The organism is Sphaerotilus montanus (assembly GCF_013410775.1).
Classification (GTDB): Bacteria; Pseudomonadota; Gammaproteobacteria; order Burkholderiales; family Burkholderiaceae_C; genus Sphaerotilus; species Sphaerotilus montanus.
In genome coordinates, this window is the sequence record NZ_JACCFH010000001.1 from 2622362 (window position 1) to 2646388 (window position 24027).

Consider the following 24027-nt stretch of genomic DNA (forward strand, 5'->3'; position numbering starts at 1 on the left):
TCTCTTCAGACGTTGCCGTAGCGGGTATTGCGGATCATGGTGTAGCCCTTGATCAGCTCAGCGATGCCGACATCCAGCGATACGGCTGTCTTGAAGCCGGTGCTTTCCAGCTTTGCGTTGGAAACGATGTAGTTGCGCTGGTCTGGGTCTTTGCCTACGGGGGCATCCATGCACACGAAGTCGGGAACCTGGCGCTGGATGTGTTCGCACAATTCGCGTTTGGACACGTTGGCTTCCGACAGGCCGACGTTGTAGATCTGCCCCTTCATCCGTTCGAAGTGCTGGATGCCGTGCTCGAACACGCGTGCCACGTCGCGCACATGCACATAGTTGCGCTTGAAGGCGCCTTCGAACAGCACCACGAAGCGGTCGTGCACGGCGCGGTAGCAGAAATCATTGACCAGCAGGTCCAGACGCATGCGCGGCGACATGCCGAATACAGTGGCCAGGCGGAAGCTCACGGCATTTCCGTGCTCCATCAGGACGGCTTCCACCGCAACCTTCTCCTTGGCATAGATGGAGATGGGGCGCAGTGGCGATTCTTCGGTGCAGAAGTTGTTCTCGTCACCGGTGCCATAGGCGCTATTGGTGGTGGGCATCAGTACCCGCTGCTCGCGCGAGAGCAGCTTGAGCATCATCAGGATGGCATCGTGGTTGATGGTCTTGGCGCCGATGGGATCGGCGTTGCACATCGGTGCTCCCACGAGGGCCGCCAGGGGGATGACGATGTCCGCCTTCTTCAGCAGCGGTGCGACCACGCTCTCCAGGCGGATGTCGCCCTTGACGACTTGGAAGTTGGGTTCATGGCATACGTGGTTCAGGCTGGACTGCTTGAACATGAAGTTGTCCAGCACCGTCACGCGGTGCCCGGCGCGCAGCAGCTGCGGCACCAGTGTTGAGCCGAGGTATCCAGCACCACCGGTCACGAGAATGTCGTAGGTCATGGTCGATCCTTGTTCAGTGTCAGAGGGGGCCGAACAGCGCCGCTTCGACGCATTCGCATAGGGTGTGGGCCAGCACGATGTGGAGTTCCTGGATGGTGCTGGTGGCTGCACCTGGCACCGCGATGCAGTGATCGGCCAGGGCACGTGCAGCGCCACCGTTGCGGGCGGTGAACACGATGCTTGGAAGCGCCATCCGCCTGCATTGTTCCAGCGCACAGAGGATGTTGCGTGATTCGCCCGAAGTGGTGATGCCCAGGAACATGTCCTTGGCTGTCGCCTTGCCGGCCAGTTGGCGGGAAAACACTTGGTCGAACCCATAGTCGTTGCCGATGGCGGTCAGGATCGATGTGTCGGTGGTGAGTGCCTCGGCTGGCAGCGGGGCACGATCTCTCGCCAGCTTGCTGACGAATTCCGCGGCTAGATGCTGTGCGTCGGCAGCAGAGCCGCCATTGCCGGCGATGTAGAGCCGCCCGCCGTCACGGTATCTCTGCACCACCTGCGCGACTGCAGCGGCAAATCGGATTTGCAGGTCCGAATCATCGAGCAGCTGACGCTTGGCGGCGATTGATGCGTCAATGTTCGCGCGCAGGCGTTCAGTGATGGAGTGCATCTTCTGTTCTCTGTGCCGTGTGGACGGGTAGCACGGACGCTGCCCGATGGAAATCCTGTGGAATTCCGATGTCGATGAAAGCACCTGGACACTCCAGTCCGAACCAGCGCTGACCCGCTGCCAGCAGTCGCGGGAATAGATCGTTTTCCAGCGAAAGTGGTGTATCGGGCTGTGCAGCCAGCCCCGACAGAGAGCGGGGGTGGACGATGTAGACGCCGCCATTGGCCAGCCGTTCCGGTTGCTCCATTCCTGTCCGCAGGTTGGTGATGCGGCTGTCTTGTGCGATCTCCATGCCCATGTAGCGGCCCGGTTCACTGGTGCGGAACAGGGCAAAGCACCAGTCGGTTTGCTGGCTGGCGGCCAGTTCGGTCAGTTGCGACAGAGGTACGTCAAAAAAGGTGTCGCCGTTGAGAAGCAGGAATGGTGCATCGGCGGGCAAGTGCTGCGCTGCGAGCAGCAATCCGCCGCCAGTGCCCTGCGGAGTGGCTTCCACTGCATAGTCCAACGTCGCTCCGCCGTAGGTGCCACCGAAATATGCGCGGATTACTTCATGCCGATAGCCTACCGAGAGCACGAAATGCGTGATGCCCTGGTCAATCCACCGGTCGAGCAGATGGGCCAGAAATGGTCGTCCGGCCACGGGTGCCATCGGCTTTGGCAGGTCAGGTACGGCGCTGCGCAGCCGGGTGCCCAATCCACCGGCAAGCACAATGGCCGAGGTGGTGGTGGCCTTCATACCGCGTTGACGACGGCGCAGATGGCGTCGATCTCGTCCTCGCGCAGGTCGGGGAAATTTCCAAGGTAGAAGCCGTAGAAATGGATGTGTTCGGTGTGCGGAAACTCGAGGTGGTGGTTGGTCGGCACGATGCCGCGCAGGTAAGGCTGGCGCACCTGATTGCCACCGCCTGCACTGCCACGCCGGAATTCGATACCAGCTTCACGCATTCGGGCCATCAGGCGTTGGGCGAACTCGTCGTCCGCCTCCTTCATGACTAGGTTGAACGCGTAGTTGCTGCTGCCTTCTAGCTTGAAATCCGTGCGATAGCGGCGTGCGTCGAGTTGCTTGAGAAAGCGCAGGAAATTGGCCGTGCGCCTTTCCACATTGGCATCCAGCCGCTTGAGCTGGCTGCGGCCCATGATGCCGCCGATCTCCGTGTTTCGCACGTTGTAGGCCGGCACGCTGAAGATGAAGTCAGGGTTCAGATCGGGAAACTCGGCGCGGTAGGTGGCGCGCAGGTCGGCGTCAGTGGATTCCCGCACCATGCCGTGGCCGCGCAGCATGCGCAGTTGCTGGTAGACCTTGTCGTCGTTGGTGCATACCATGCCACCCTCGATGGTGCTCATGTGGTGGGCGTAATAGAACGAAAAGTTCGACATCCAGCCGAAGCTGCCCAGTCGGCGTCCGCCGTGCGTGGCACCATGCGATTCGCACACATCCTCGATCAGCGGAATGTGGCGCTGTTCCAGCTCCTGCAGCAAATCGTCGGTCAGTCCGTCAAAGCCCTGCACATGGGTCAGGAAGACCGCGCGGGTCCTGGGCGTGATCTTGCTCAGGATGGCCAGGGGGTCCATCGACAGCGTGCGTGGGTCGATGTCTGCGAACACCGGCGTGAAACCGTTCTGCAGCACGGTGGCTACATCCGATACCCAGGCCAGCGGCGGCACGATCACTTCACCTCCCTCGGGGTGGCGGATCTTGAGTACGGCCATCGACAGCAGGTTGGACGAAGCGCCCGAGTTCACGAACACGCTGTACTTCACGCCCAGCCACTTCGACCACTCTGCTTCGAAGGCTGCGGCCTGTGGGCCATTGGTGAGGATCGGGTCATCCTGCTGCAGGTGCGCGATGACGGCGTCGAGGTCTTCGCGCAGGATGTTGTTGCGCATCAGGGGAAATTTCATGGGACCTCCGCTCACTTTTCGCTGTAATAGTCGCCGTACTCGACCAGCAGCGTGCTGCGGCCGTCGTCGCGCAGCAGCGCGCGCTGGTAGGCAGGGAAGATGTCTTCGGGTTCGTCGAGGCGGATGACCTCGATGGTCGAGCACATGGCCTGGATGGCTTGGGTGTAATCGCCCACGTGCTGGTGCTGCGGGTGCAGGGGGCGTTCAGCGCCAATGCCAGTCCGCACGATCGCCTTGGTCTTGAATCCGCCGTTTGACATCACTTGGACCTTGTCCAGGTGGTTGATCAGTTGGCTGAGTCCGCAGAGCAGGAAGTTCCAGCGCGGAAAGATGCTGACGGGTATCTGTCCAGCCAGCGCCAGGCCCGTGGTCATGCCCATCTGCATCTCCTCGGCGACGGGCAATTCCAGCAGGCGATGCCCCGGGATGTCCTTGAGCGTATTGCTCATGGCCGTGCCGGGCACGGCCACCGCCTGACCGATGAAGACTGTGCGTGGATCTCCGGCCAGGTATTCCATTGAGCGCTTGAGTTCGTCGAAATACTTCATTGCGCGGGCCCTCAGAACTGAACTCTCACGCCGGCCCCTGCATGGGGATAGCGGGTCGAGTAGCGGTAGTAGTGGATGTAGTCGTCACGCATGCCCTCGAAGCTCAGCTTCGGCTGGTTCCACGCCTGTCGGGTGTCCGTGCAGACCGACTTTTCGTTGTCTTCGACGATGAAGCGGATCGGCAGGCCATGGTTGCGGGCGTATTTGATGGATTCGTGAGCGATGCCGGTTTCGGCGGTCATGTCGCCGATGAAGCAATGCACTCTTGCATCCTCACCGCTGCGCTGCAGGGCCAGGGCAGTACCGACTGCGATTGGCAAGACGCCGCCGACGATCGCGGATGAATAGATGCGATGCGCAGGAAAACACAGCGAAATGGAACGACCGGCAATGATTTCTGCTATCACCGTATCTTCCGGAACACCCTTCAGAAGGCACTGGTAGTGCGAGCGCCAAGAGCAGAAGACCCAGTCATTGGGGCCGACGTCCTTGAACACCTCGATCATCGGATCTTCGTTGCCGTAGTACAGATGCACCGGAGCACGGATCGCACCACTGTTGAAGAGCGCAGCCACCTTGTTCTCGAAGGCGATGAGTTGGTCCTTGTTCATGGCGGGCATGGCGGGTTCTGGAGTCAGCAAAGACCATTGGGCTGGTAGAGCACGACACGGCTGCCCGAGTCGTCAAAGCCGAATGGGACGTGGATGAGTTGACTGAGTGCTTCGCGCACGCGTGGCTGCAGCGCGGGTCTGACGAACAGCAGCAGGAAACCGCCGCCGCCGGCACCGAGAATCTTTCCCCCGGTAGCGCCGGCATCGAGTGCCGTCTGATAGATCTGGTCAATCTCGGGGGTCGATACCCTGTCCGACAGGGCCTTTTTGTTCATCCAGCTCTGATGCAGCAGTTCACCAAATTCCTCGATTCGGCGTGTCTTGCTGTGCAGGATCTGCACGGCTTCATCGACCATCGCGCCGATGCGGTGAAGCTCCTGCTCGCGCTGGTGCAAATTGTCTATCTGGGATCTGGCGATGTCGGATGCGATGCGCGAAAAGCCAGTGAAGCAGAGCATCAGGTGACTTTGCAACTCACGCGTACGCTGTGGACGAACGATCACCGGAGAAACTTCGAACGACCCATTTCGGTTGAATTCAATGCGGTTGAATCCGCCGTAAGCTGCGGCAATTTGATCTTGCGAGCCGACGTTTTCTCCGATCACATCCTGTTCGATGTGTATGGCGTTGCTGGCGAGTTGTTTCTTGGAAACGTAACGTCCCTTCAGTGCTGCCAGTGCATGCAGCAGACCGACGGTGAACGACGAACTCGAACCCAAGCCGGAGCGTGCCGGCAGGTCTCCATCGTGATGGATTTCGAGTCCCTTGCTGCAATTGGTCCACCCGAGCACTGCCCGCACTGCGGGATGCTTGATCTCATCCCAATGGCGAACATTCTCGATTGCCGAGTAGACGATGCGGTGCTTGTATTCGAAGAATGGAGGCAGGTGCCTGCAGGTGATGTAGCAGTACTTGTCGATTGTTGTCGACAGCACCTTTCCCTCATGTTCGCTGAACCAAGCAGGATAGTCTGTCCCCCCTCCGAAAAACGAGATGCGGAACGGTGTGCGCGTGATGACCATCGGGGGTGCCTCGACTTGTTCACATCTGGCGATGTCTTGATGTATCTGTATGTATTCAAGTCTAGGGTTCGATGCACCGGCCGCATCGCGAAAACAGAAAGACTTTGGGCCGTCAGTTTTTGGTTTGTCGGGCGATGCCTCGCAGCAGTAGCCCGATCAGATATTCCCAGGTGTGATCCGCAACAATAGGTACTTCTCCCTCGTGGTTGAGTAGCCGTTCTGCAGCAATACGAATCGATTCGTCGCTGAAGTGGTACGGATAGCAGCCGCTCAGGTGATCGGTTCGTATGTTGAAGTTGTTGGCAATTGGAATTCCCATGGCCAGGGCTGAAACGGCCCGCTCGTTTGTGCCATGGCCAAAATTGGGGTCGAAATTGAACAGGCCTGCATATTGCTGGCAGATGTAGCCGAAGGCGTGGTTGTGGTCTGGGTTTGGCTTCAGCAGTCGGAACGAGGCCGTGCCGCCGACATGCTGTTCCCAGTTCTCGCCGTAGATATCGACTGGCAAACCGCGGAGCGCCTTAGCGACCTTGACACGACGGTAGCGCTTCAGGCAGGAGTCAAGGGCACATAGCGCAGTCATGGTGTCTGGTTTGACCAGTATGTCTGCTGGCGTTTCCAGTGCTGCGGCGATGGCACTCAGTCCGTGCACGGTTGTTGTGTATCGCAGTGCTTCGGATGCCCGTTCAATTTTTTGTTCGCTCAGGTGCCAAGCGTTATTGGCATGGAATGTATCTCGGAATTCGTCGTGTACCATTGTCACTGCTAGTTCCTTGTTGGCCGAGGCCCACATGAACAGGCGATCTGGATATATCTTCGGGCCCTGCCTGTGTGGTGCGGGATAAGCCCCACTGGGCATGTAATGAGCACGCGGGCCGATCAACTTGGCATCATTGGCTTCCAGACTGACCGTGTGCAGATTATTTTTGATATTCCAGTCCTCAATGAATCTCCGAAACGGTTCCACGCGGACATAGTCGTATGGCCATGCATCAATGACGTAGGTGATGAACTGCACCTGTGCTGCAATGGCGCGCCAGATTGGCTTTCCGTCTATCCGGACCAGAAGCGGCAAGGTGCCTGTGGTCATTACCAGCGCCAAATGCGGGTCACTCACCAACACCGGGAGAGATTCCAGATCGTTACGATCATTGATATTAATGATTCGGGTATCGTATCCGTTGGCATCTAGCGCGCTTCTGATGCTTTGGGCCATCATTTCGGTGCCACCGAACGGATGTTGATTGGTCAGAACGATCGCCTTGGGGTACATCTGGATCATGGGTGTTCCTCTAATACGCTGGCTGGCAGGGTATGGTTGTGTGAAGCTTCTGCAACGCCATGTTCGCTATACTTTGCTTGGCAATGGTTCGTGTCGAGCGGCTTGCATTATTGAAAGTCTAGGCAAAGAGGTGCGATTGCATTGCATGAATTAGCGCTTTTGGCCTGTCTATTTTTTCAGATGGCGGCCTTTTTAAAGGCTGCATTTCTCCATGAAATGGAGCTTAGCGGAAAAAAAAATGGACCTTGGCATGATGCACAAGGTCCGCAAAAACACCGGGAGAGGTGTCGCGATATTTTAATGAACTGGTCTCTGATGGGTCAGTGCAACTGCAGCGATCCGCTGGCCTTGCCCTTGCCGGCACGTGCTGGCGGGTTGCACAGGCCGCAGATGAAGTGCTTGGCGATCTCGTGCGGATGGGTGACGAAATGACCGCCGCACTTGGAGCATTTCGTCATCGTCAGCATGCCGTTGTCGACGAACTTCACCAGGCGCCAGGCGCGGGTGACGGAGAGCAGCGGCTCCAGGTTCTGGGCCTGGGTCTGCTCCAGATAGAGCTGGTAGGCCTTGATCACGGTGTCGATCTCTTCGAGTTCGGCCACCTTGTTCAGGTATTCATGGGTGTTGAGGAACAGCGACGCGTGGATGTTGGGCTGCCACGTCATGAACCAGTCGGTGGAGAAGGGCAGCTGGCCCTTGCTCGGCGACTTGCCGGCGACTTCCTTGTACAGGCGCAGCAGGCGCTCGTAGGACAGATCGGTCTCCGACTCCAGCACCTGAAGGCGGGCGCCCAGCTTGATCAGCGTGACGGCGCGTTCGATCTGACGGGCTTCGGTCAGGATGCTCTTGCATTTCATGGTGGTCTTCCCCGGTGTGTCGTCGTGTTCTGGATCTGCGTTCGCGTCGGATGCCCGGCGCGACTCAGGCAGCTTCCTGGTGGCGGCCGGCCATCAGGATGCTGGCGTGCAGGCGGGACACGCCGTCATTGGCGGCGCTCTTGCCGTGGTTGGTCAGCAGGCTCCACACCAGATCGTCGTCGACGCGCATGCGGCACAGCAGCGTGTTGCCGGCAGCGATCTTGAGCATCTGGGCCGGCGACAGCATTTCCAGGATGGCGGCGGTTTCTTCCGACACGCCCAGGCGGAACAGCGCTTGCTCGCGGTCGGCGCGGATCAGGCTCTGAGCGAGCATCAGGTAGGACAGATTGGCTTCGCGGATTTCGGAGAGGATCTGTTCGGTGTTCATGTCGGGCTCCTGTCGGTCTGGGTGGGCTTCGCTGCCTGGTGAGGCCGGCGAGGCGTTGTCGATGGAGTCGATTCTGATGACATGAACTGGGCGGGAACATCAGCCCTCTTCCGTGCCTTGAGTCCCCGAAACTCTTGTAGCGTGTCAGGCAAATTCCTACAGCGTGTCATCCTCGGATGGCACGTTGGCACGAATCACTGGGGTCGGACGGGCGCGGATGTGCGGTCTGACACAGGCGGGTGCCGGGATGCGGGGGCGCCAGCGTTCAGCAACTGCTCGAACTGCTCCAGTGCCGCCTCGCGCTCGCCTTGTGCTGACAGCGCCATGGCCAGCGTGAATCGGCTGGACGTGTGATTTGCGTCCTGTTTCAGTGCCAGTTGTGCGCAGGAGACCGCGTATTGCAGGTCGCCCACGCGAAACGCCTGGGCCGCCCGCTCCGACAGGTCTGCCAGCGCCTGGCGGGATTCGGTGGACTCCACCGGTGCGCGCCGAGCCTGTGCGGCCGCGACCGCCCGCGCCACCTGCAGCGCCGATGGCCGGTGGTCGCGCCTGGTCAGCGGCGGGGGGGCCAGGCGTGCCAGCGTGTCATCGATGGTGGCCAGTGCGCGGCTGAGGGAAAAGTCCTCCAGTAGCGCGTCGTCGTCGCTTCCGACGTCCAGCGCGAGGTCCGGACGCGGCAGTGCGTCCAGGCGCACGAAGGGCAGGCCGAACAGGTGCAGCCAGAACTGGTCCCAGATGCGGGGGTGTGCCGGATCCTGGCGCAACCAGTCGCTCACCTGCGGCAGGGCAGGGCCGCAGGTCGCCAGCCAGTCGTTGATGCGCGACTGCCGCACCGCGAACAGCAACCCGCTGTCGCGCACGCCCAGATCGTGTCCGCCCACGGTCCGCGCGAAGGCATCCAGACCGCAGGCTTCGAAGAAGTGGGTGGCCGGGTGGCCGTGGTCGTCCAGCTGGTGTGTCTGGCGGTAGCGTTGCTGTGCCCGGTGCATGGTCTTGTCGAAGCCGCCCAGCGGAGTCCAGCTGCGCAGGTCGAAACGGACGGGAGCGACCGGCAGATCCGCCAGCCAGTCCCGCGCATCCTGCGCGGGCTCTCCGTTGGCGGAGGTCTGGGACAAGGGTTGGACCTCGCCCCACAGCGCCGAGGTGTCGAGCAAGGCGAAGAAGTCCGGACACACGGCCAGCGGGTCGCCCGGGCAGAACACGGTCGTGGACTCTGCCGGGCCAGCCGCTGCACGGCGCAGGTGGCTCAGGTACAGCTCGCCGGTGCTGTGCTGCCCGGGCAGACGGACCAGCTGGATGTGCCGCGTGACATCCAGTGGCACGCCGATGGAGGCGTCGTCGGTGCAGACCGTCACGGTGCAGTGATCGGGCAGTTCGTCGATCCACCGCACCTCTTCTCCCCGACGGGCCACGACGATGTTGAGCATGAATGGGGTCTCCGTTGTCCACCTCCCTGTGTTTTATCACTTCAGGGGATGTTTTTACGGTTTGGGCTCGGTACCGACTGGTCCTCTTGTTGACAAAGTGGCTCTTTGAGGCGCTGTGCGCACCTCGTAGCGCTCAAAAGCGCAGAAATGGCAGGGTTCGACAGGGCAATTTTTTTGCTCCCCCTCACTCAAGTTCCCTCGGTCAAGTACGAAAACCATCTCACGGCCCGGACGACAAGTTGCAGGGTCGAAACGGCACCCGACGCGGTGCCCGCTCAACAGATTTCGAATGGAGTTCGCAATGGCCTCGACCATCAACACCAACATGTCTTCGCTGACCGCTCAGCGTGCCCTGAGTTCGACCAACGGTTCGCTCAGCACCTCGATGCAGCGCCTGTCGACCGGTCTGCGCATCAACTCGGCCAAGGACGACTCCGCCGGCCTGGCGATTGCCACGCGCATGACATCGCAAGTCCGCGGCATGGCCGTCGCCTCCCGCAACGCCAATGATGCGATCTCCATGGCGCAGACGGCTGAAGGCGCGCTGGGCAAGATTGGTGATTCGCTGCAGCGCATGCGTGAACTTGCAGTGCAGTCGTCCAACTCGACCAACAGCACGACTGACCGTGCCAATCTGGACCAGGAATACCAGGCTCTGTCTTCCGAAGTGACTCGTGTGATCGGGGGCACCAAGTTCAACGGCAAGAACCTGCTGAACGCCTCGGCCGGTGCCATGGCCTTCCAGGTGGGTGCAGACAACACTTCCACGGACAGCATCACGGTGACGTTGTCGAACATCGGGGCTGGCACGGGCATGGCTGCGTCCATCACGGGTGCCAACGCGTCGATCTGTACGGCTGCCTTGGCGCTGGCCACGATGTCGAACCTGGACACCGCGATCGATGAAGTCACGACGGCCCGCTCGAGCCTCGGTTCGGTGCAGAATCGATTCGAGAGCGTCGTGGCCAATCTGGGTACGACATCCGAGAATCTGCAGGCTGCCAAGGGCCGGATCATGGACGCTGACTTTGCGGTGGAAACCTCGAACATGTCGCGTGCGCAGGTGCTGCAGCAGGCCGGCAACGCGATGCTGGCGCAGGCCAATCAGGCGCCACAGCAGGTGATGTCGCTGCTGCGTTGATCGGTGAGCAAGAGGCTGCGCCGAGAGAGGCAAGTCGCGCTCTGCGGGTGCAGTTTCTTCCTGTCATGTCGATGAACCCTGTGCGCAGACCGGTCCGTCCGGCTCTGCGCATCGGTGCTTGAGGAGTACCCCGCAATGGCTTCCATCACTTCTTCCGGTCTGGGCAGCGGCCTGGATGTCACGTCGATCATCAGCCAGCTGATGACCATCGAGAAGCAGCCACTGATCGCGCTCAATACGCAGCAGTCTTCCATCAATGCCAAGATTTCGTCCTTCGGCAAGATCCAGAACGCCATTGGCACATTGAGGGACAAGTCGGCAGCGATCAACTCGACAGAGTTGTGGGGGCGTACCGCCACGACCTTGTCCGATGCCTCGGTAGCCACCGTGACTTCAGTCAGCGGTCAGAGCGGGGTGGCGGGCTCCCATACACTCCAAATCGATGCCTTGGCGGCCGCGCAGACGGTTAGCAGCACCGCGTTTTCCTCCAACGCGGCGCTGCTGTCTGAGGGTACTGTGACGATCGATATCGGATCCTGGACTGGCAGTTCTCCCTCGACCGCCTTTACAGCCAAGTCGGGCACTTCTAGCGTCTCGATTTCGATTGGGTCGGGTGAAACCTCACTGGGTTCGATTCGGGACAAGATCAACGCGGCTGGCGCGGGTGTGACGGCCGGCATCGTCAACGATGCCTCCGGCGCCCGGTTGACGCTACGTTCCACCGCCACTGGCGAGGAAAACGCATTTCGGATCTCTGTTACTGAAACAAGCGACGATGGCAATGCTGCGACTGGCCTGTCCGCGCTGGCATACAACGCGATGGCGCCCTCGTCTCCGATGATGTTGAGTCAGAATGCACGCAATGCGCGGGCTGTAATCGACGGCATCTCGATCACCTCGACCTCGAACACACTTGACGGAGTGATCGAGGGCGTGTCGATCAAGCTCAACAAGACGACGAGTGCGGTGGACATGTCCGTGGTGGCTGATTTTTCGGATATCAAGACAAAAATCAGTGATTTCATGACGGCCTATAACGGCTTGGTCGATCAGATCAAGACCGAAACCAAGTATGACCCAGAGACCAAGACCGCAGGCAAGCTCCAGTCCGACCGTACCGCTGTGGGGTTGCTCAACAAGATGCAATCGCTTCTTTACCAGGAGTTTTCGGGTACTGACAGTGGTTCGCTGAAACGGCTTTCTGACATCGGTCTGTCGATCAATGCAACCGGTCGCCTGGAATTGAAGTCTTCCAAGCTTGAAAGTGCGCTGACCAATCCTGATCAGGTCAAGGCATTGCTCAACGGTGGCAACACCAACGATTCGACGGCTGTGACAGGGTTCATGAAAAGATTTCGGGTATTCGCTGATGCAGCGCAGGGCACAGAAGGCCCACTGGAAACCCGGACTACAGGGCTCAAGAGTCAGCTCAAGCAGGTTACAGATCGGCAGGGCGTGCTGGATCTCAGATACCAGTCGGTCGAAGCGCGGCTGAAAAAGCAATATGACTCTCTGGATCAGCGGATGTCCAGCATCAATGGCCTCAGCAATTCGGTGAGCCTGATGATCAAGCAGCTGTACGGATGAGCAAACAGTCGGGGTGCGGGGGACTTTATCCGGAGATGTGGGCAAGGGCAGTGACCTAAACTTGGCCCACCCATTCTCTCCCTTCGAGGCCGTGTTCCGATCATGACTGCTGTCGCTGAATCCCCCACTGCTACCCGCTCTGTCACCACGAAGTCCGACCGAGGCCTTGCCAGGCGGGCTGAGGTTCGAGGCCGAGAAATGTTGCGCAAGGGGCAGGTGAGTGCTGCCCAAGCCCAATTCTCCCGGGCTGTGCAGGCGGATCCAGGAAATCAGCTTTGCTGGTTACTGCTGGCGCAATGTGACCACCGTCTCGGACAGAACGGTCCCACCATCCAGCATCTACACCGGGCCTTCCGATTGAACCAAGCCGATGCCGAGGTTTGCCAATTGCTGGCTGACTGCCTGCTGGAGTCGCACCGTCACGCTGAAGCGCTAACGGCGCTCCAGGATCTGAGTCCTCGGACCGAGCGCAGCGGATACTGGCACATTGCCAAGGCGAAGGCCCATCTGGCCTTGCTGGATTTCGACAGTACGGTCCGGGAGTGTTCTGCTGCGCTGGCCAAGGCGACCAACAATCCGACGCTGAAACACCAAGCGTTGCAGGGCCTGGGGCATGGGCTTATGAAGTTCGGCGGGCATGTGGAGGCTGCATGGTGTTACCGGATGCTCCTGGATGACAATCCACTGGATTTCGGCTCTGCGCTGAGTGCCGCACATGCCAGTTCCTGGGCTTGCGACTGGGTTGGCCTAGCCGATGATTTCGAACGCCTGCGGCTATGCATCGAGCATGTGGATTCCACGGGCCAGCGCCCCATCAGTGGCAGGAGTCCTTTCCCCCTGATCACGCTCACGGACGATCCGCAGATCCTCAGGTGGGCAGCAACACTCACGTACCAAGAGTATTGCGTGGGTCTGCACCCGACGCCGCCGAGTGTCTCGCGGCGAGTGCCCCGCCCTAATGGCAAGTGGCGGATCGGCCTGATGTCGAGCGATTTCCATGTCCATGCGACGAGCATGCTCATCGCCGAGTTTCTGGAGTGCCTTGATCACGACCGGTTCGAACTGTATTTCTATTCGGGCGGGCCGGATGATCAGTCCGATCTGCGAGCCAGGGTTCGACGCACGGCGACCTGCTGGGTCGAAACTGCAGATCTGGCCTCTGCCCAGTTGGCTGAGAGGATTCGCGATGACGAGATCGGCTTGCTGTTGGAGATGAAGGGCTACACGCTGGGTTCGCGTATGGATGTGTTGTCCTATCGGCCTGCGCCTATCCAGATCTCCTGGCTGGGCTATCCGGGCACGACCGGGGCATCAAGCCTAGATTACATCATCGGGGACCCGGTCGTCACACCGCTGGAGGCGCAGCCGCACTACTCGGAATGCATCGCCCAGATGCCCTGCTGCTACCAGCCCAATGACAGCACCCGGGCGCGACCTGCGGCCGTGTCCCGTCAACAGTGTGGGCTGCCTGAAGGAGCCACGTTTGTGTTCGCGAGCTTCAATATGTCCTACAAGATCGTGCCGGAAGTGTTCGATGCTTGGTGCTATATCTTGCAGGCAACGCCCGACTCGGTACTGTGGCTGCTGGTGCAGGAAGAGCCGGCCCGCCAGCGCATGCGGGAGGTTGCTTGCCGTCACGGGCTCGATCCGGACCGGCTAATCTTTGCGCCGTTTCTGTCGGCGGACATGCACCGAGCCCGGTTGCCGCTGGCCGACCTGTGCCTCGATACCTTCCCTTGTGGTGGACATACCACTGCCAGCGACGCGTTGTGGGCTGGCGTACCGGTGCTGGCGCTGATCGGCGAAAGCTTTGCGTCCCGGGTTGCTGCCAGTCTGCTGACGACCCTTGGGCTGCAGGATTTGGTCTGCCGTGACATTGACCAGTACATGCAGTCGGCGATCGGCTGGGCTCAGGATCGCGGGGCCTTCCAGGGGCTGAAGGCGCGTCTGGAGTTAGGGCGAACCCAATCCCCGCTGTTCGATGGCCGGCACTATGCCGGAGATTTTGAGCGGCTACTGCTCCGCATGGTGGAGCGCCAGGATGCCGGTTTGCCGCCGGTTCCGCTGGTTGCTGAGGTTCGTGCCGCTTGAAGGGCGATCTACGCCTGCATCCGATCTCAAGTCCCTGCATTTCCAAGTCGATAAGCCAAAGACACTGCTCACCAGTCGTCAACAGCTCTCCACCCGAAGCCTCCGCATGTTCAACAGCGCCATGTCAAGTTCGTTCGGCAGTCAGCAGCATTTCGCCAATGCCTATCGGCAGATCGGTGTGGAAACAGGCGTCTCATCGGCGTCGCCGCACCAATTGGTGCTGATGCTGTACGACGGATTGCTCGAATCGATCGGTCGGGCGCGAGCAGCGATGACTGGCGGCGTGGTCGAACTGAAATGCGCGCAGATCAGCCGGGCGGTACGGATCCTGGAAGAGGGCCTGATTGCCGGGCTTGACTTGGACGCCGAGGGCGAGATTGCACAGAATCTGTGCAATCTCTACTGCTACGCGGCGGTGCAGCTAACCCGCAGCAACCTGCGCAACGATCCGGCGCTGCTCCACGAGGTCGAAGGCCTGATTCGGCCCCTGCGCGATGCCTGGGCAGCGATCGGCGCCAAGATGTCTCATGGGGCAGCGGGCTGAGTCCGGGCAATCGGCCCGCTTGCCCGTGGTACTGAAGTAAAAAACTGGGTCCAACATGTCCAAAGCCGCCACCGCCCGAACACCGCACAGCCCCCCGCTGCGCAAGAGCACCCTGCTGCAGTACTACGAGGCCATCGAGCAGGCCAGTCTCGACATGCTGGAAGCCGCCCGCGTGGGCAACTGGGACCGTGTCGTCAAGCTCGAAGGTGCCTGTGCGGTGCTGATCTCGCAGCTCAAGCACGCCGCTGGCCAGGACCGGCTCGCGAGCGAGGAGGTGCAGATGAAGTCCCGCATCATGCAGCGCATCCTGCTCAACGATGCCGAGATCCGCATGCTCGCCGAGCCGTGGCTGGAGGACCTGGACAGCATGCTGGCCGGCCCGCCCCGCAAGACGCTGCATTGACCTCTGGCAGGAGCGATCAGGATGACCCCCCCGATTTCCCCCCCGACCACCAGTCCGGACGCCAGTGCCGTGGAGGCGGTGGCCGATGCCAGTGAACACCGTGTGCGTGCGCTGGTCGAGATCCGCGCCTTGCTCAAGCAGTTCGTCGAAGGCGACGTGCCGCTGGCGCTGACGACACCGGACGGGCTGAACTACGCGACCTCGCTCTGGGCGGAAGACCCGCAGCGCGGCGTGCTGGTCTTCGCCGCCGATCCGCGCGACGAGGTGGTGCAGCGCCTGACCGAATCGCACGAGGTGATGGCCACGGGCTACCTCGACAGCGTGAAGGTGCAGTTCGACCTGCACGATCTGGTGCTCGTCCACGGACGCAGCGCGAGTGCCTTCAACGCGCAGTACCCGCGCGAGGTTTTCCGCTTCCAGCGCCGCCATGCGTTCCGCGTGCGGCCGGTCGGGCGGACCCAGCCGCACGCCTTGCTGAGCCATCCCGATCTGGCCCGGCGCCAGATCGACCTGCGCATCGTGGACATCAGCCACACCGGTGTCGCGCTGATGCTCAACGAGGAACTGGACCTGTTCCGCTGCGGGCAGATGCTGCCGGACGCCGTGATCGAACTCGATGCGGCCACCCGGCTGCACGTGACGCTGCGGGTGATGCATGTGTCGAATGTCGGACTGGAGCCGTCGCAATACCGCCGCATCGGCTGCGAACTGGTGGACCTGAGCGCAGGTGCACACAAGGATCTGCAGCGCTACCTCGACCACACGCAGAAACGGCACCGGCTGCTGACGCTGTAGCCTGCGACGTGCCGCACAGGAACAAGCCCCCGGGGTTCGCACCACCGGGGGCTTTTTTGTGCCGGCCGTGCGCATGCCGGCCGCGCGACCGCAGGCTCAGACCTGCATGTTCATCACGTCGCTGTAGGACTGCACCAGCCGGTTGCGCACCTGCAGGGCGGCCTGGAAGCCGATGCTGGAGCGCTGCATCGCGACCATCGTCTCTTCGAGGCTGACCTTGGGGTTGTCCAGGGTCACCTCGCGCTGCAGGTCCTGGGCGGTGTGCTGGGCCTGGCTGACGTTGCGCAACGCCTGGCTGAAGACCTGGGAGAACCCGCCGGACGGACCCTCCGCGGAAGGGCTCGACGTGATCGCGCCAAGGCCGGCCATCCCGGCACGCGCAACGGCCTGGGCAAAGTCGAAAGGTTTGAGCTTCATGTCCATGAGGGGTCCTCCACAGCTTCGCCATCCTAGGGAAGTACCGCTGGCGGGATGGACGGAAGAGTGCGGGGATCGGTTGCCTGTTTCCGGCTTCGGTGCAGGGCCGCACTCGAATAATCCAATCCCAGCGCGACCGTTTGGGCAGCGTGTAACGACCGATTGGACATGGACCTCTCCAGCTCGACCACCCTGACTGCGGCTCCGCCGGCTCCCCTCGGAGCTGGCGGGGCACGTCTGGCGGAGCGTTTCTCCGCCTTGCCTCCGGCGCGCAAGGCCATGCTCGCGGGCGGCCTGTTGCTGTTTCTGGCCATCATCGGCCTGTCGGCGATGTGGAGTGCGCGCCCGGATTACCGGGTGCTGTTCTCCAACCTGAACGACAAGGACGGCGGTGCCATCGTGGCGCAGCTGACCAAGATGAACGTGCCCTACCGCTTCAGCGAGGGTGGTGGCGCTGTCCTCGTGCCGGCGGACCAGGTGCACGACGTGCGCCTGAAGCTGGCGCAGACGGGGCTGCCCAAGGGCTCGACCGTCGGCTTCGAGCTGATGGACAACGCCCGCTTCGGCACGACCCAGTTCCAGGAACGGCTGAACTTCCAGCGTGGCCTGGAGGGCGAGCTGGTGCGCTCGATCACCGCGCTGTCGGCGGTCGAGTCGGCCCGCGTCCACCTGGCGCTGCCCAACCAGAACGGCTTTTTCCGTGACCAGCAGAAGCCCAGCGCCTCGGTGCTGCTGACCTTGCACGGCGGCCAGACGCTCGACCGCGCGCAGATCGCCGGCATCGTGCACCTGGTGTCGGCCAGCGTGCCGGAGCTGAGCCCGAAGGCGGTGAGCGTGCTCGACCAGACCGGCGCGATGCTCTCGGACAGCAGCGATGGCGGCGCGGGTGGACTCGATTCGAACCAGGTGCAGCAGATCGCGCGCATCGAGGCGCTCTACACCAAGCGCATCCTCGACATCCTGGAGCCTGTGGTCGGCCGCGACAACCTGCGCGCGCAGGTGTCGGCCGAGCTGGATTTCTCCCAGTCGGAGTCGACCACCGAAGAGTTCAAGCCCAACCAGGGTGGTGTGCCCGCGGCCGTGCGCAGCTCGCAGGTGTCGGAAAACGGCAGCGGCTCGGGTGGCGGTGCGCTGGCCAGCGGGGTGCCCGGGGCCGCGACCAACCAGCCGCAGGCCGCCGCCTCGGCGCCGATCAATGGCGCAGCGCAGTCCATGCAGGCGTCGCAGAGCGGAACGGGCACACCGGGTGCGGGCGGCCGGCGTGACGCGGTCACCAACTTCGAGATCGACAAGACCGTCCGCGTGACCCGTGCCTCGTCGGGGGGCATCCGCCGCCTGGCCGTGGCCGTGGTCGTGAACCACCGCACCAGCACCGACAAGAAGGGCCAGACCCAGTCGCAGCCGCTGTCGCCCGAGGAAATCGACAAGCTGGTCGCGCTGGTGCAGGAGACCGTCGGCTTCAGCAAGGAGCGGGGCGATTCGGTCAAGGTCATCAACGCGCCGTTCAAGGCACCGGTGCTCGACAAGGTCGAGGCTCTGCCGCTGTGGAAGCAGCCGGAGGTGCTGGAGATGGTGCGCACGCTGGCCGTGCCGCTGGTGCTGGGTCTGCTCGGGCTGGCGCTGGTGTTCGGCGTGATCCGGCCGGTGTTGCGTGACCTGCGCCGCGACAAGGAAACCGAAGTCACGAAGGTGGCGAACCAGTTGAACGCCGTCGTGGACGACGTGACGGACCTGCCTGCGCTCAGTGGGGGTGACTCGCTGCAGGCGCTGCCGGCACCGGAGGTGGAATTGAGCGAATCGGACAAGCGCCTGGAGGCGGTGCGCCAGATGGTGCGGACGAACCCGGCTTCGGTCGCGCGCATCCTGCGCGGCTGGGCCAATGGCAAGGATGCGGACTGAGAGGCGATGAATGGATGACCAGGGTCTGGAAGATGCCGCAATCCTGCTGATTTCGATGGGCGAGGAGGAAGCGGCTGCCGTCTTCCGCCACCTCAGCCCCAAGGAAGTGCAGAGCCTGGGCGAGAAGATCGCCCGCACCAAGTCGATTTCCCGCGACCGCTACGAGCGGGTGCTGGTCCGGTTCGAGGAGCAGGTGGACGACGAGGGGCTGATCGAGCTTGGCCTCGATACCGACCACTACGTCAGCAAGGTCCTGCACCGCGCCCTGGGCAACGACAAGGCCAAGCTGCTGCTCGACCGCATCATCGGTGCCGACGACGCACCGGGCATCGACAACCTGAAATGGATGGACCCGGTGACGGTGGCCGAGCTGCTGCGGCTGGAGCACCCGCAGATCGTGGCGGTGATCATGGTCCATCTGGAGCCGGACCAGGTCAGCGCCGTGTTGAGGCGCTTCCCGGAGGCGCAGCGCAACGAGGTGATGATTCGCCTGGCCACGCTCGATGGCGTGCAGCCGGCCGCACTGCAGGAGCTCAGCGAGGTCCTGTCCAAGGTGCTCGCCGGGGGAGGGCGTGGCAGCAAGTCCAACCTGGGCGGGGTCAAGACGGCGGCGGAGGTGCTCAACCTCATGGGCACGGTGGTCGAGACCTCGGTGCTCGACTACATCCGCAGCACCGATGTGGATCTGGCCCAGAAGATCTCGGACAACATGTTCACCTTCGACGACCTCATGCGCGTCGATGACCGCGGCATCCAGACCGTGCTCAAGGAAGTGCAGAGCGAATCGCTGCTCGTGGCGCTCAAGGGCGCGACGGAAGAACTGCGCGAGAAGATCTTCCGCAACATGTCCAGCCGCGCGGCCGAGATGCTGCGCGAAGACCTGGCCTCGCGCGGCCCGGTCCGCGTGGCCGAGGTCGAGGCCGAGCAGAAGACCATCCTGCAGGTGGTGCGCCGCCTGTCGGACGAAGGCCAGATCGCCATGAGCGGAGGGGGCGATGGCCAGTTCCTCTGACCCGTCGGGCAGCACGTTCGCGCAGCGGCTGGAACGCCACGAGCGTGTTCCTCGCGTGGACCTGCCCGAACCGTCCGGCCTGGCCCGTGCGGCCTCGGCGACCTATGCACGGTTCATCCCGCGCGAAGAACTCGGTCGGGCGGTGGCCTGGGTTCCCGACAGCCTGGATACCCGCCTTCGCCGTGAAGCGGACAAGGCGGCTGGCAACGAGCCTCCGCCTGCTCCGGCACCGGTCGATCCCGAGGTGCAGCGCGCCGCCCGGCAGGCCCAGCTGCAGGCACGGCTGGCCGAAGTCTTCGAGCAGGGACGTCAGCTGGGCTGCGAGGAAACCGCGGAGCGCATGCGCGCGGAGGCCAGCGAGGCGCTGACGTCGTTCCGGCAGCAGCAGGCGAGCGAGGTCGGTGCACCCGTGGCCGCCCTGCTGGTGCAGTTCCAGCAGGGCATCGATGCCCTGGAGCAGTCGCTGGCCAGGCGCCTGGCCGGCATCGCCATGCAGATGGCCCGGCAGGTGGTGCGCAGCGAGTTGCAGACCAGTGCCACACTGGTCGTGGACGTGACGCAGGAGGCGCTCGCCGAGGTGCTGCTCTCTGCGCGCCACATCACGGTGAAGGTCCATCCCGAGGATCTCGCCTGGATCGAACAGGGCTGCGCCGACGCGTTCGAGGCGCGCGGAGCCCGCCTGATTGCCGACACGCACATCGAGCGCGGTGGCTGTCTGGTGGAGTCGGATCTGGGCGTCGTCGATGCCCGGCTGGCCACGCGCTGGGCGAGTGCCGTGGCCGCCATGGGCGCGCCCGTGCTGGCCGACGTGGACACCAGCGACCACCGCGCGGCCACACCATGAAAGCCACCGCGACGGACGCCTGGGCGCGTTACCTCGACGATCTGCACGAGCGCGCGAGCGCCAAGCTGCCGCTGTCGGTACAGGGCACGCTGGTGCGCGTGGCGGGGCTGGTGCTGGAGGTGGCGGGCATCCGCGTGCCGGTCGGCTCGCTGTGCGAGGTACTGATGCCGGGGCAGCCGGCGATCCAGGCCGAGGTGGTCGGTTTTTCGGGCGACCGTGCTTTCCTGATGCCCGCGGGCGAGATCCACGGACTGGCGAGCGGCGCACGGGTGACGCCGCTGGACGTGCCGGTGCAGGCGCCCGAACTCGGCGTGAGCCGCCACCTCTGGCGCCGCAGCGAGGACCGCTCGCGCCACCTGCCGATCGGCAACGGGCTGCTGGGTCGCGTGGTCGATGCCAGCGGCCAGCCGCTCGACCACGGCGGGCCGCTGCGCGACGTGCAGTCGCTGCCGCTGGTGCGCCGCCCGATCAATGCGATGGAACGCGACCCGGTGCGCAAGCCGCTCGACACCGGCGTGCGCTCGATCAACGCGATGCTCACCGTCGGCAAGGGCCAGCGCATCGGCCTCTTCGCCGGCACGGGTGTGGGCAAGTCGGTGCTGCTCGGCATGATGGCCCGCTACACCGCCGCCGACGTGATCGTGGTCGGCCTGATCGGCGAGCGCGGGCGCGAGGTCAAGGAATTCATCGAGGACATCCTGGGCGAGGAGGGCCGGCGGCGTTCGGTCGTTGTCGCCGCGCCGGCCGATGCGCCGCCGCTGAACCGCCTGCAGGGCGCGGCCTACGCGACCGCCGTGGCCGAACACTTCCGCGACCAGGGGCTGGATGTGCTGCTGCTGATGGACTCGCTGACCCGCTACGCCATGGCGCAGCGCGAGATCGCGCTGGCCATCGGCGAGCCACCCGCCACCAAGGGCTACCCGCCCAGCTGCTTCGCCAAGCTGCCCCAGCTCGTCGAGCGCAGCGGCAACGGCCATGCCGGCCTGGGCTCGATCACCGCGTTCTACACCGTGCTCAGCGAGGGCGACGACCAGCAGGATCCGATCGCCGATGCGGCCCGCGGCATTCTCGACGGGCACATCGTGCTCTCGCGTGAGCTGGCCGAGTCGGGCCACTACCCGGCCATCGACATCGAGCGCTCCATCTCCCGGGTGATGACCAACGTGGCCACGCGCGAACACATCGAGTCGGCCCGCCAGATGCGCAAGATGCTGTCCAAGCTGAGCAAGGCCCGCGACCTGATCCAGCTGGGTGCCTATGTGCCCGGCCATGACGCTGAACTGGATGCCGCGGTGCGTGCGCAGCCGGCCATGATGGCCATGCTGCAGCAGGACACCGGTGCGCGCGCGACGCTGGGCGACAGCCTGGCGCTGCTGCGCCACATCACCCGCCACTGACATTGATTTTCCGACTCCGCGCTGGTGACCCCGCGCGTTCTGTTCATGCCCAAAGCCCTTGTGACCTTGCTCGAACATGCCGAACGCCAGCGCGACCAGGCGCTGGCCTTGCAGCGGCGCGCCGACGAGGCGCTGTCGACGGCCGTGCAGCAGCAGACCCAGCTCACCGCCTACCGCCAGGATCACCAGAACCGCTGGTCCGCGGCGTTCAGCCAGTCGGTGGCCGTGCCGCTGCTGCACTGCCACCACGCCTTCTCCGGCCGGCTGCATGACGCGGTCGATCTGCAGGCCGGTCAGGTCGACCGTGCACGTCAGACGCTGGTGAAGCGCCAGACCGACACGCTGGAGGCCGAACGCCGTGTGGCCGCCATCAGCAAGCTGATGAAGCGCCGGTCCGACGCCATCAGCCTGCACCAGGACCGCCAGGAACAGCGCCAGTCCGATGAACGGTCTGCCCGTGCCGCGTGGGCACGCAACAACGAGCCCGGCCGCCAAGGCTGGTGATTGCCATGGACTCTTCCCTGTTGTCGTTCGCATTGACGTCCACCCAGGTTGCAGGCCGTGCCCATGGCCGCGGGCCTGCAGCGGGTGCGGTCCCTGATTCCCTTGCCGAGCCGGGTGGCTTTGCCCGCACGCTGCAGGCAGCCGTGGCGCCAGAGGTCGTCTCCGCTGATGCCGCCGTGGTGGTTGCCGTGGCCGTGGCTGCTGCCGTGGAGACACCGGTGGCCGTCGGTGAGGCTGCGCCCCGTCCGGATGCAGTCTGGAGCGGGGGGGCTGGCGTGTCCGACGTACTCGGCATGGTTGCCGAGCCTGTCGAGGTGCCGGACGCAGTGCTCGTTCCTGCATCGGCCCGGCTGCTCCGTCGTTCGCTGTCAGCAGGGCTTGATCCGATGGCCGAAGCCGCCCGAGCTGCCGTGCGCGGGCCGGTCGCTGCCGAAAGGGTTGCAGTTGCCGATCGGGTCACTGCGACCATCGGTGCCGCGCCGGGTGTCGCCGAGGCCCTCGGTGTGGTCGATGTACCCGATGCGACGGCTGCCACAGACACCACGAACACCACGGACACCACGGACCGACCATCCGGATCCCTGGCCGGCGCGACGACCGATCCGCGCGATCCGGCGGCCTCGGCGGTGAACAGTACCTCGCTGATGCAGTGGATGTTGCAGATGACACCGCCGGCGCCAGTCCCCGCTCCCGCTGTGGAGACCGGCCGGCCGGGCATCGGTCGCCAGGAGGGGCAGTCCCTGCTGCAGACGGTGTTGCCGGCTGGGTTGCTCGGCCGGTCCGAGCCGGTGGCGCCGGGCAGGGAGGTGCGTGGCAGCCAATCGGCCCGGAGCGGCCCGAGGGAGCCCGCGCTCTCCGGGTCCACCGACGGTGCCGTGGAACGCAAGACGGTGGCCGACCGATCGGCAGGTACCAGCAGAAAGTTCGAGATCCCGTCGGCTGCGCCGACCCTGCCGGCGAGTTCGCAGGCCGCGCTGGCGGACACGACACGTCCGACCGCCAGGGAGCCGGTGCAAGGCGCCAGACCGGCGGCGAGTCCGGACCCTCAGACGCTGCTGTCCGCGGCGGTGCAGGCCATGACCACTGCTGTCGCCGCCACGCCAGCCGTGGTGGTGGGCCGCCCGGTGGTCGCCCCGGCGCAGGCCGTGATCCAGACGCCGGTGACACAGCCGGGGTTCTCGGACGAGGTGGTGGTGGCGCTGGTGCGGCAGACCGGGCAGGCTGCGCAGGGCCGTCAGGAGGTGACCTTGCACCTGAATCCGGTCGAGATGGGACCGGTGTCGGTGTCGATCGAGCTGAACGGCAGCGCCGCGCGGATCGAGTTCGGTGCCAGCGAAGCCCTCACGCGCCACCATCTGGAGGCCGCTCTGCCCGGCCTGACGGATGCGCTGCAGGCCGAAGGGCTGTCCCTGGTCCACGGCAGCGTGCACGAGGTCTCCAGGGACTCGCTGGCGGCCAGTGCCGCCGGCAGTGGCGGCAGCGATCTGGCCGGTTCCGGCGGCGCGGGCTCGGACGCCCGCCCGCGCAGTGACGCCTTCGCGGATGGCCGGTCCGGCTTCGGCGAGCGCGCGCCGCGCCGTTCGACCGAGATGTTCTCGATCGACGGGCGCACCGTGCGCACGACGCAGGACCCCCTGTCGACCGCGCCATCGCCAGGGCGTGCCGGACGTCTCGACTTGTTCGCCTGATTGGCAACGACGCAGCCTATCTCCGGATTTGCTGCGCTTTTCCGAACTTCGGCGCCAAGGCCCGGTCCCAATAATCGCCTTCAATTCGAGGCCACACCACGGGGGCCTCAAGCA

The 24027-nt window shown here is 63.6% G+C and carries 24 protein-coding genes; 12 read left to right on the forward strand and 12 right to left on the reverse strand.

Annotated features, from left to right (window positions below; genetic code table 11):
- Positions 1-5: 5 nt before the first annotated feature.
- The 11 genes from BDD16_RS11885 to BDD16_RS11935 form a co-directional block, all read right to left on the reverse strand.
- A complete protein-coding gene (locus BDD16_RS11885; protein WP_179634146.1) occupies positions 6-944 on the reverse strand; it encodes an NAD-dependent epimerase/dehydratase family protein in 939 nt (312 codons plus the stop codon).
- Positions 945-963: 19 nt separating this feature from the next.
- The gene (locus tag BDD16_RS11890; RefSeq protein WP_179634147.1) at positions 964-1554 is read right to left on the reverse strand and encodes a D-sedoheptulose-7-phosphate isomerase; all 591 of its coding nucleotides are present in this window, start codon (positions 1552-1554) and stop codon (positions 964-966) included.
- Positions 1538-2290, reverse strand: a complete 753-nt coding sequence (locus tag BDD16_RS11895) for a nucleotidyltransferase family protein (RefSeq protein ID WP_179634148.1) — start codon at positions 2288-2290, stop codon at positions 1538-1540. The genes BDD16_RS11890 and BDD16_RS11895 overlap by 17 nt, the downstream gene beginning before the upstream one ends.
- Entirely contained in the window at positions 2287-3456 is a 1170-nt protein-coding gene (locus BDD16_RS11900) for a DegT/DnrJ/EryC1/StrS family aminotransferase (protein WP_218897775.1), read from the reverse strand. The genes BDD16_RS11895 and BDD16_RS11900 overlap by 4 nt, the downstream gene beginning before the upstream one ends.
- 11 nt (positions 3457-3467) lie before the next feature.
- Complete coding sequence (locus BDD16_RS11905) at positions 3468-4004, reverse strand: hypothetical protein (protein WP_179634149.1); 537 nt, start codon at positions 4002-4004, stop codon at positions 3468-3470.
- An 11-nt stretch (positions 4005-4015) separates the two neighbouring features.
- A complete protein-coding gene (locus tag BDD16_RS11910; RefSeq protein ID WP_179634150.1) occupies positions 4016-4624 on the reverse strand; it encodes a thiamine pyrophosphate-dependent enzyme in 609 nt (202 codons plus the stop codon).
- Between the two features lie 14 nt (positions 4625-4638).
- Entirely contained in the window at positions 4639-5637 is a 999-nt protein-coding gene (locus tag BDD16_RS11915; RefSeq protein ID WP_179634151.1) for a GHMP family kinase ATP-binding protein, read from the reverse strand.
- Positions 5638-5749: 112 nt separating this feature from the next.
- Positions 5750-6919: a hypothetical protein gene (locus tag BDD16_RS11920; protein WP_179634152.1), complete on the reverse strand. Its 1170-nt coding sequence runs from the start codon at positions 6917-6919 to the stop codon at positions 5750-5752.
- Between the two features lie 320 nt (positions 6920-7239).
- Complete coding sequence (flhC, locus tag BDD16_RS11925; protein WP_179634153.1) at positions 7240-7776, reverse strand: flagellar transcriptional regulator FlhC; 537 nt, start codon at positions 7774-7776, stop codon at positions 7240-7242.
- A 64-nt stretch (positions 7777-7840) separates the two neighbouring features.
- Entirely contained in the window at positions 7841-8164 is a 324-nt protein-coding gene (flhD, locus tag BDD16_RS11930; protein WP_179634154.1) for a flagellar transcriptional regulator FlhD, read from the reverse strand.
- A 194-nt stretch (positions 8165-8358) separates the two neighbouring features.
- Complete coding sequence (locus tag BDD16_RS11935) at positions 8359-9591, reverse strand: tetratricopeptide repeat protein (RefSeq protein ID WP_179634155.1); 1233 nt, start codon at positions 9589-9591, stop codon at positions 8359-8361.
- A 301-nt stretch (positions 9592-9892) separates the two neighbouring features.
- Here BDD16_RS11935 and BDD16_RS11940 point away from each other — a divergent pair, with 301 nt between their 5' ends.
- The 6 genes from BDD16_RS11940 to BDD16_RS11965 all read left to right on the forward strand — a co-directional run bounded on the left by BDD16_RS11940 (position 9893) and on the right by BDD16_RS11965 (position 16152).
- The gene (locus tag BDD16_RS11940; RefSeq protein ID WP_179634156.1) at positions 9893-10732 is read left to right on the forward strand and encodes a flagellin N-terminal helical domain-containing protein; all 840 of its coding nucleotides are present in this window, start codon (positions 9893-9895) and stop codon (positions 10730-10732) included.
- 135 nt (positions 10733-10867) lie between these two features.
- Positions 10868-12319, forward strand: a complete 1452-nt coding sequence (gene fliD, locus BDD16_RS11945; protein WP_179634157.1) for a flagellar filament capping protein FliD — start codon at positions 10868-10870, stop codon at positions 12317-12319.
- 198 nt (positions 12320-12517) lie between these two features.
- The gene (locus BDD16_RS11950; protein ID WP_179634158.1) at positions 12518-14410 is read left to right on the forward strand and encodes an O-linked N-acetylglucosamine transferase, SPINDLY family protein; all 1893 of its coding nucleotides are present in this window, start codon (positions 12518-12520) and stop codon (positions 14408-14410) included.
- Between the two features lie 106 nt (positions 14411-14516).
- The gene (gene fliS, locus BDD16_RS11955; RefSeq protein ID WP_179634159.1) at positions 14517-14954 is read left to right on the forward strand and encodes a flagellar export chaperone FliS; all 438 of its coding nucleotides are present in this window, start codon (positions 14517-14519) and stop codon (positions 14952-14954) included.
- Positions 14955-15009: 55 nt separating this feature from the next.
- A complete protein-coding gene (locus tag BDD16_RS11960) occupies positions 15010-15357 on the forward strand; it encodes a flagellar protein FliT (protein ID WP_179634160.1) in 348 nt (115 codons plus the stop codon).
- 21 nt (positions 15358-15378) lie between these two features.
- Complete coding sequence (locus BDD16_RS11965; RefSeq protein WP_179634161.1) at positions 15379-16152, forward strand: flagellar brake protein; 774 nt, start codon at positions 15379-15381, stop codon at positions 16150-16152.
- A 96-nt stretch (positions 16153-16248) separates the two neighbouring features.
- On the opposite strand, the gene fliE is transcribed toward BDD16_RS11965, so the two are convergent.
- Complete coding sequence (gene fliE, locus BDD16_RS11970) at positions 16249-16575, reverse strand: flagellar hook-basal body complex protein FliE (protein ID WP_179634162.1); 327 nt, start codon at positions 16573-16575, stop codon at positions 16249-16251.
- Between the two features lie 162 nt (positions 16576-16737).
- On the opposite strand from fliE, the gene fliF reads away from it, so the two are divergent.
- Genes fliF through BDD16_RS12000 form a run of 6 tightly spaced genes read left to right on the forward strand, consistent with a single transcriptional unit; the run spans position 16738 to position 23913 of the window.
- Entirely contained in the window at positions 16738-18468 is a 1731-nt protein-coding gene (gene fliF, locus BDD16_RS11975; RefSeq protein WP_179634163.1) for a flagellar basal-body MS-ring/collar protein FliF, read from the forward strand.
- Positions 18469-18478: 10 nt separating this feature from the next.
- Positions 18479-19480, forward strand: a complete 1002-nt coding sequence (gene fliG / locus BDD16_RS11980) for a flagellar motor switch protein FliG (protein ID WP_179634164.1) — start codon at positions 18479-18481, stop codon at positions 19478-19480.
- Positions 19464-20324: a FliH/SctL family protein gene (locus BDD16_RS11985; RefSeq protein ID WP_179634165.1), complete on the forward strand. Its 861-nt coding sequence runs from the start codon at positions 19464-19466 to the stop codon at positions 20322-20324. Before fliG ends, BDD16_RS11985 begins: the two co-directional genes overlap by 17 nt.
- Complete coding sequence (gene fliI / locus BDD16_RS11990; protein ID WP_179634166.1) at positions 20321-21721, forward strand: flagellar protein export ATPase FliI; 1401 nt, start codon at positions 20321-20323, stop codon at positions 21719-21721. Before BDD16_RS11985 ends, fliI begins: the two co-directional genes overlap by 4 nt.
- A 45-nt stretch (positions 21722-21766) precedes the next feature.
- Positions 21767-22225 (forward strand): flagellar export protein FliJ, encoded by a 459-nt coding sequence (locus tag BDD16_RS11995; protein WP_179634167.1) that lies wholly within the window; start codon positions 21767-21769, stop codon positions 22223-22225.
- Positions 22226-22230: 5 nt separating this feature from the next.
- On the forward strand, positions 22231-23913 hold the full coding sequence (locus BDD16_RS12000; protein WP_179634168.1) for a flagellar hook-length control protein FliK: 1683 nt from the start codon (positions 22231-22233) through the stop codon (positions 23911-23913).
- Positions 23914-24027 lie beyond the last annotated feature (114 nt).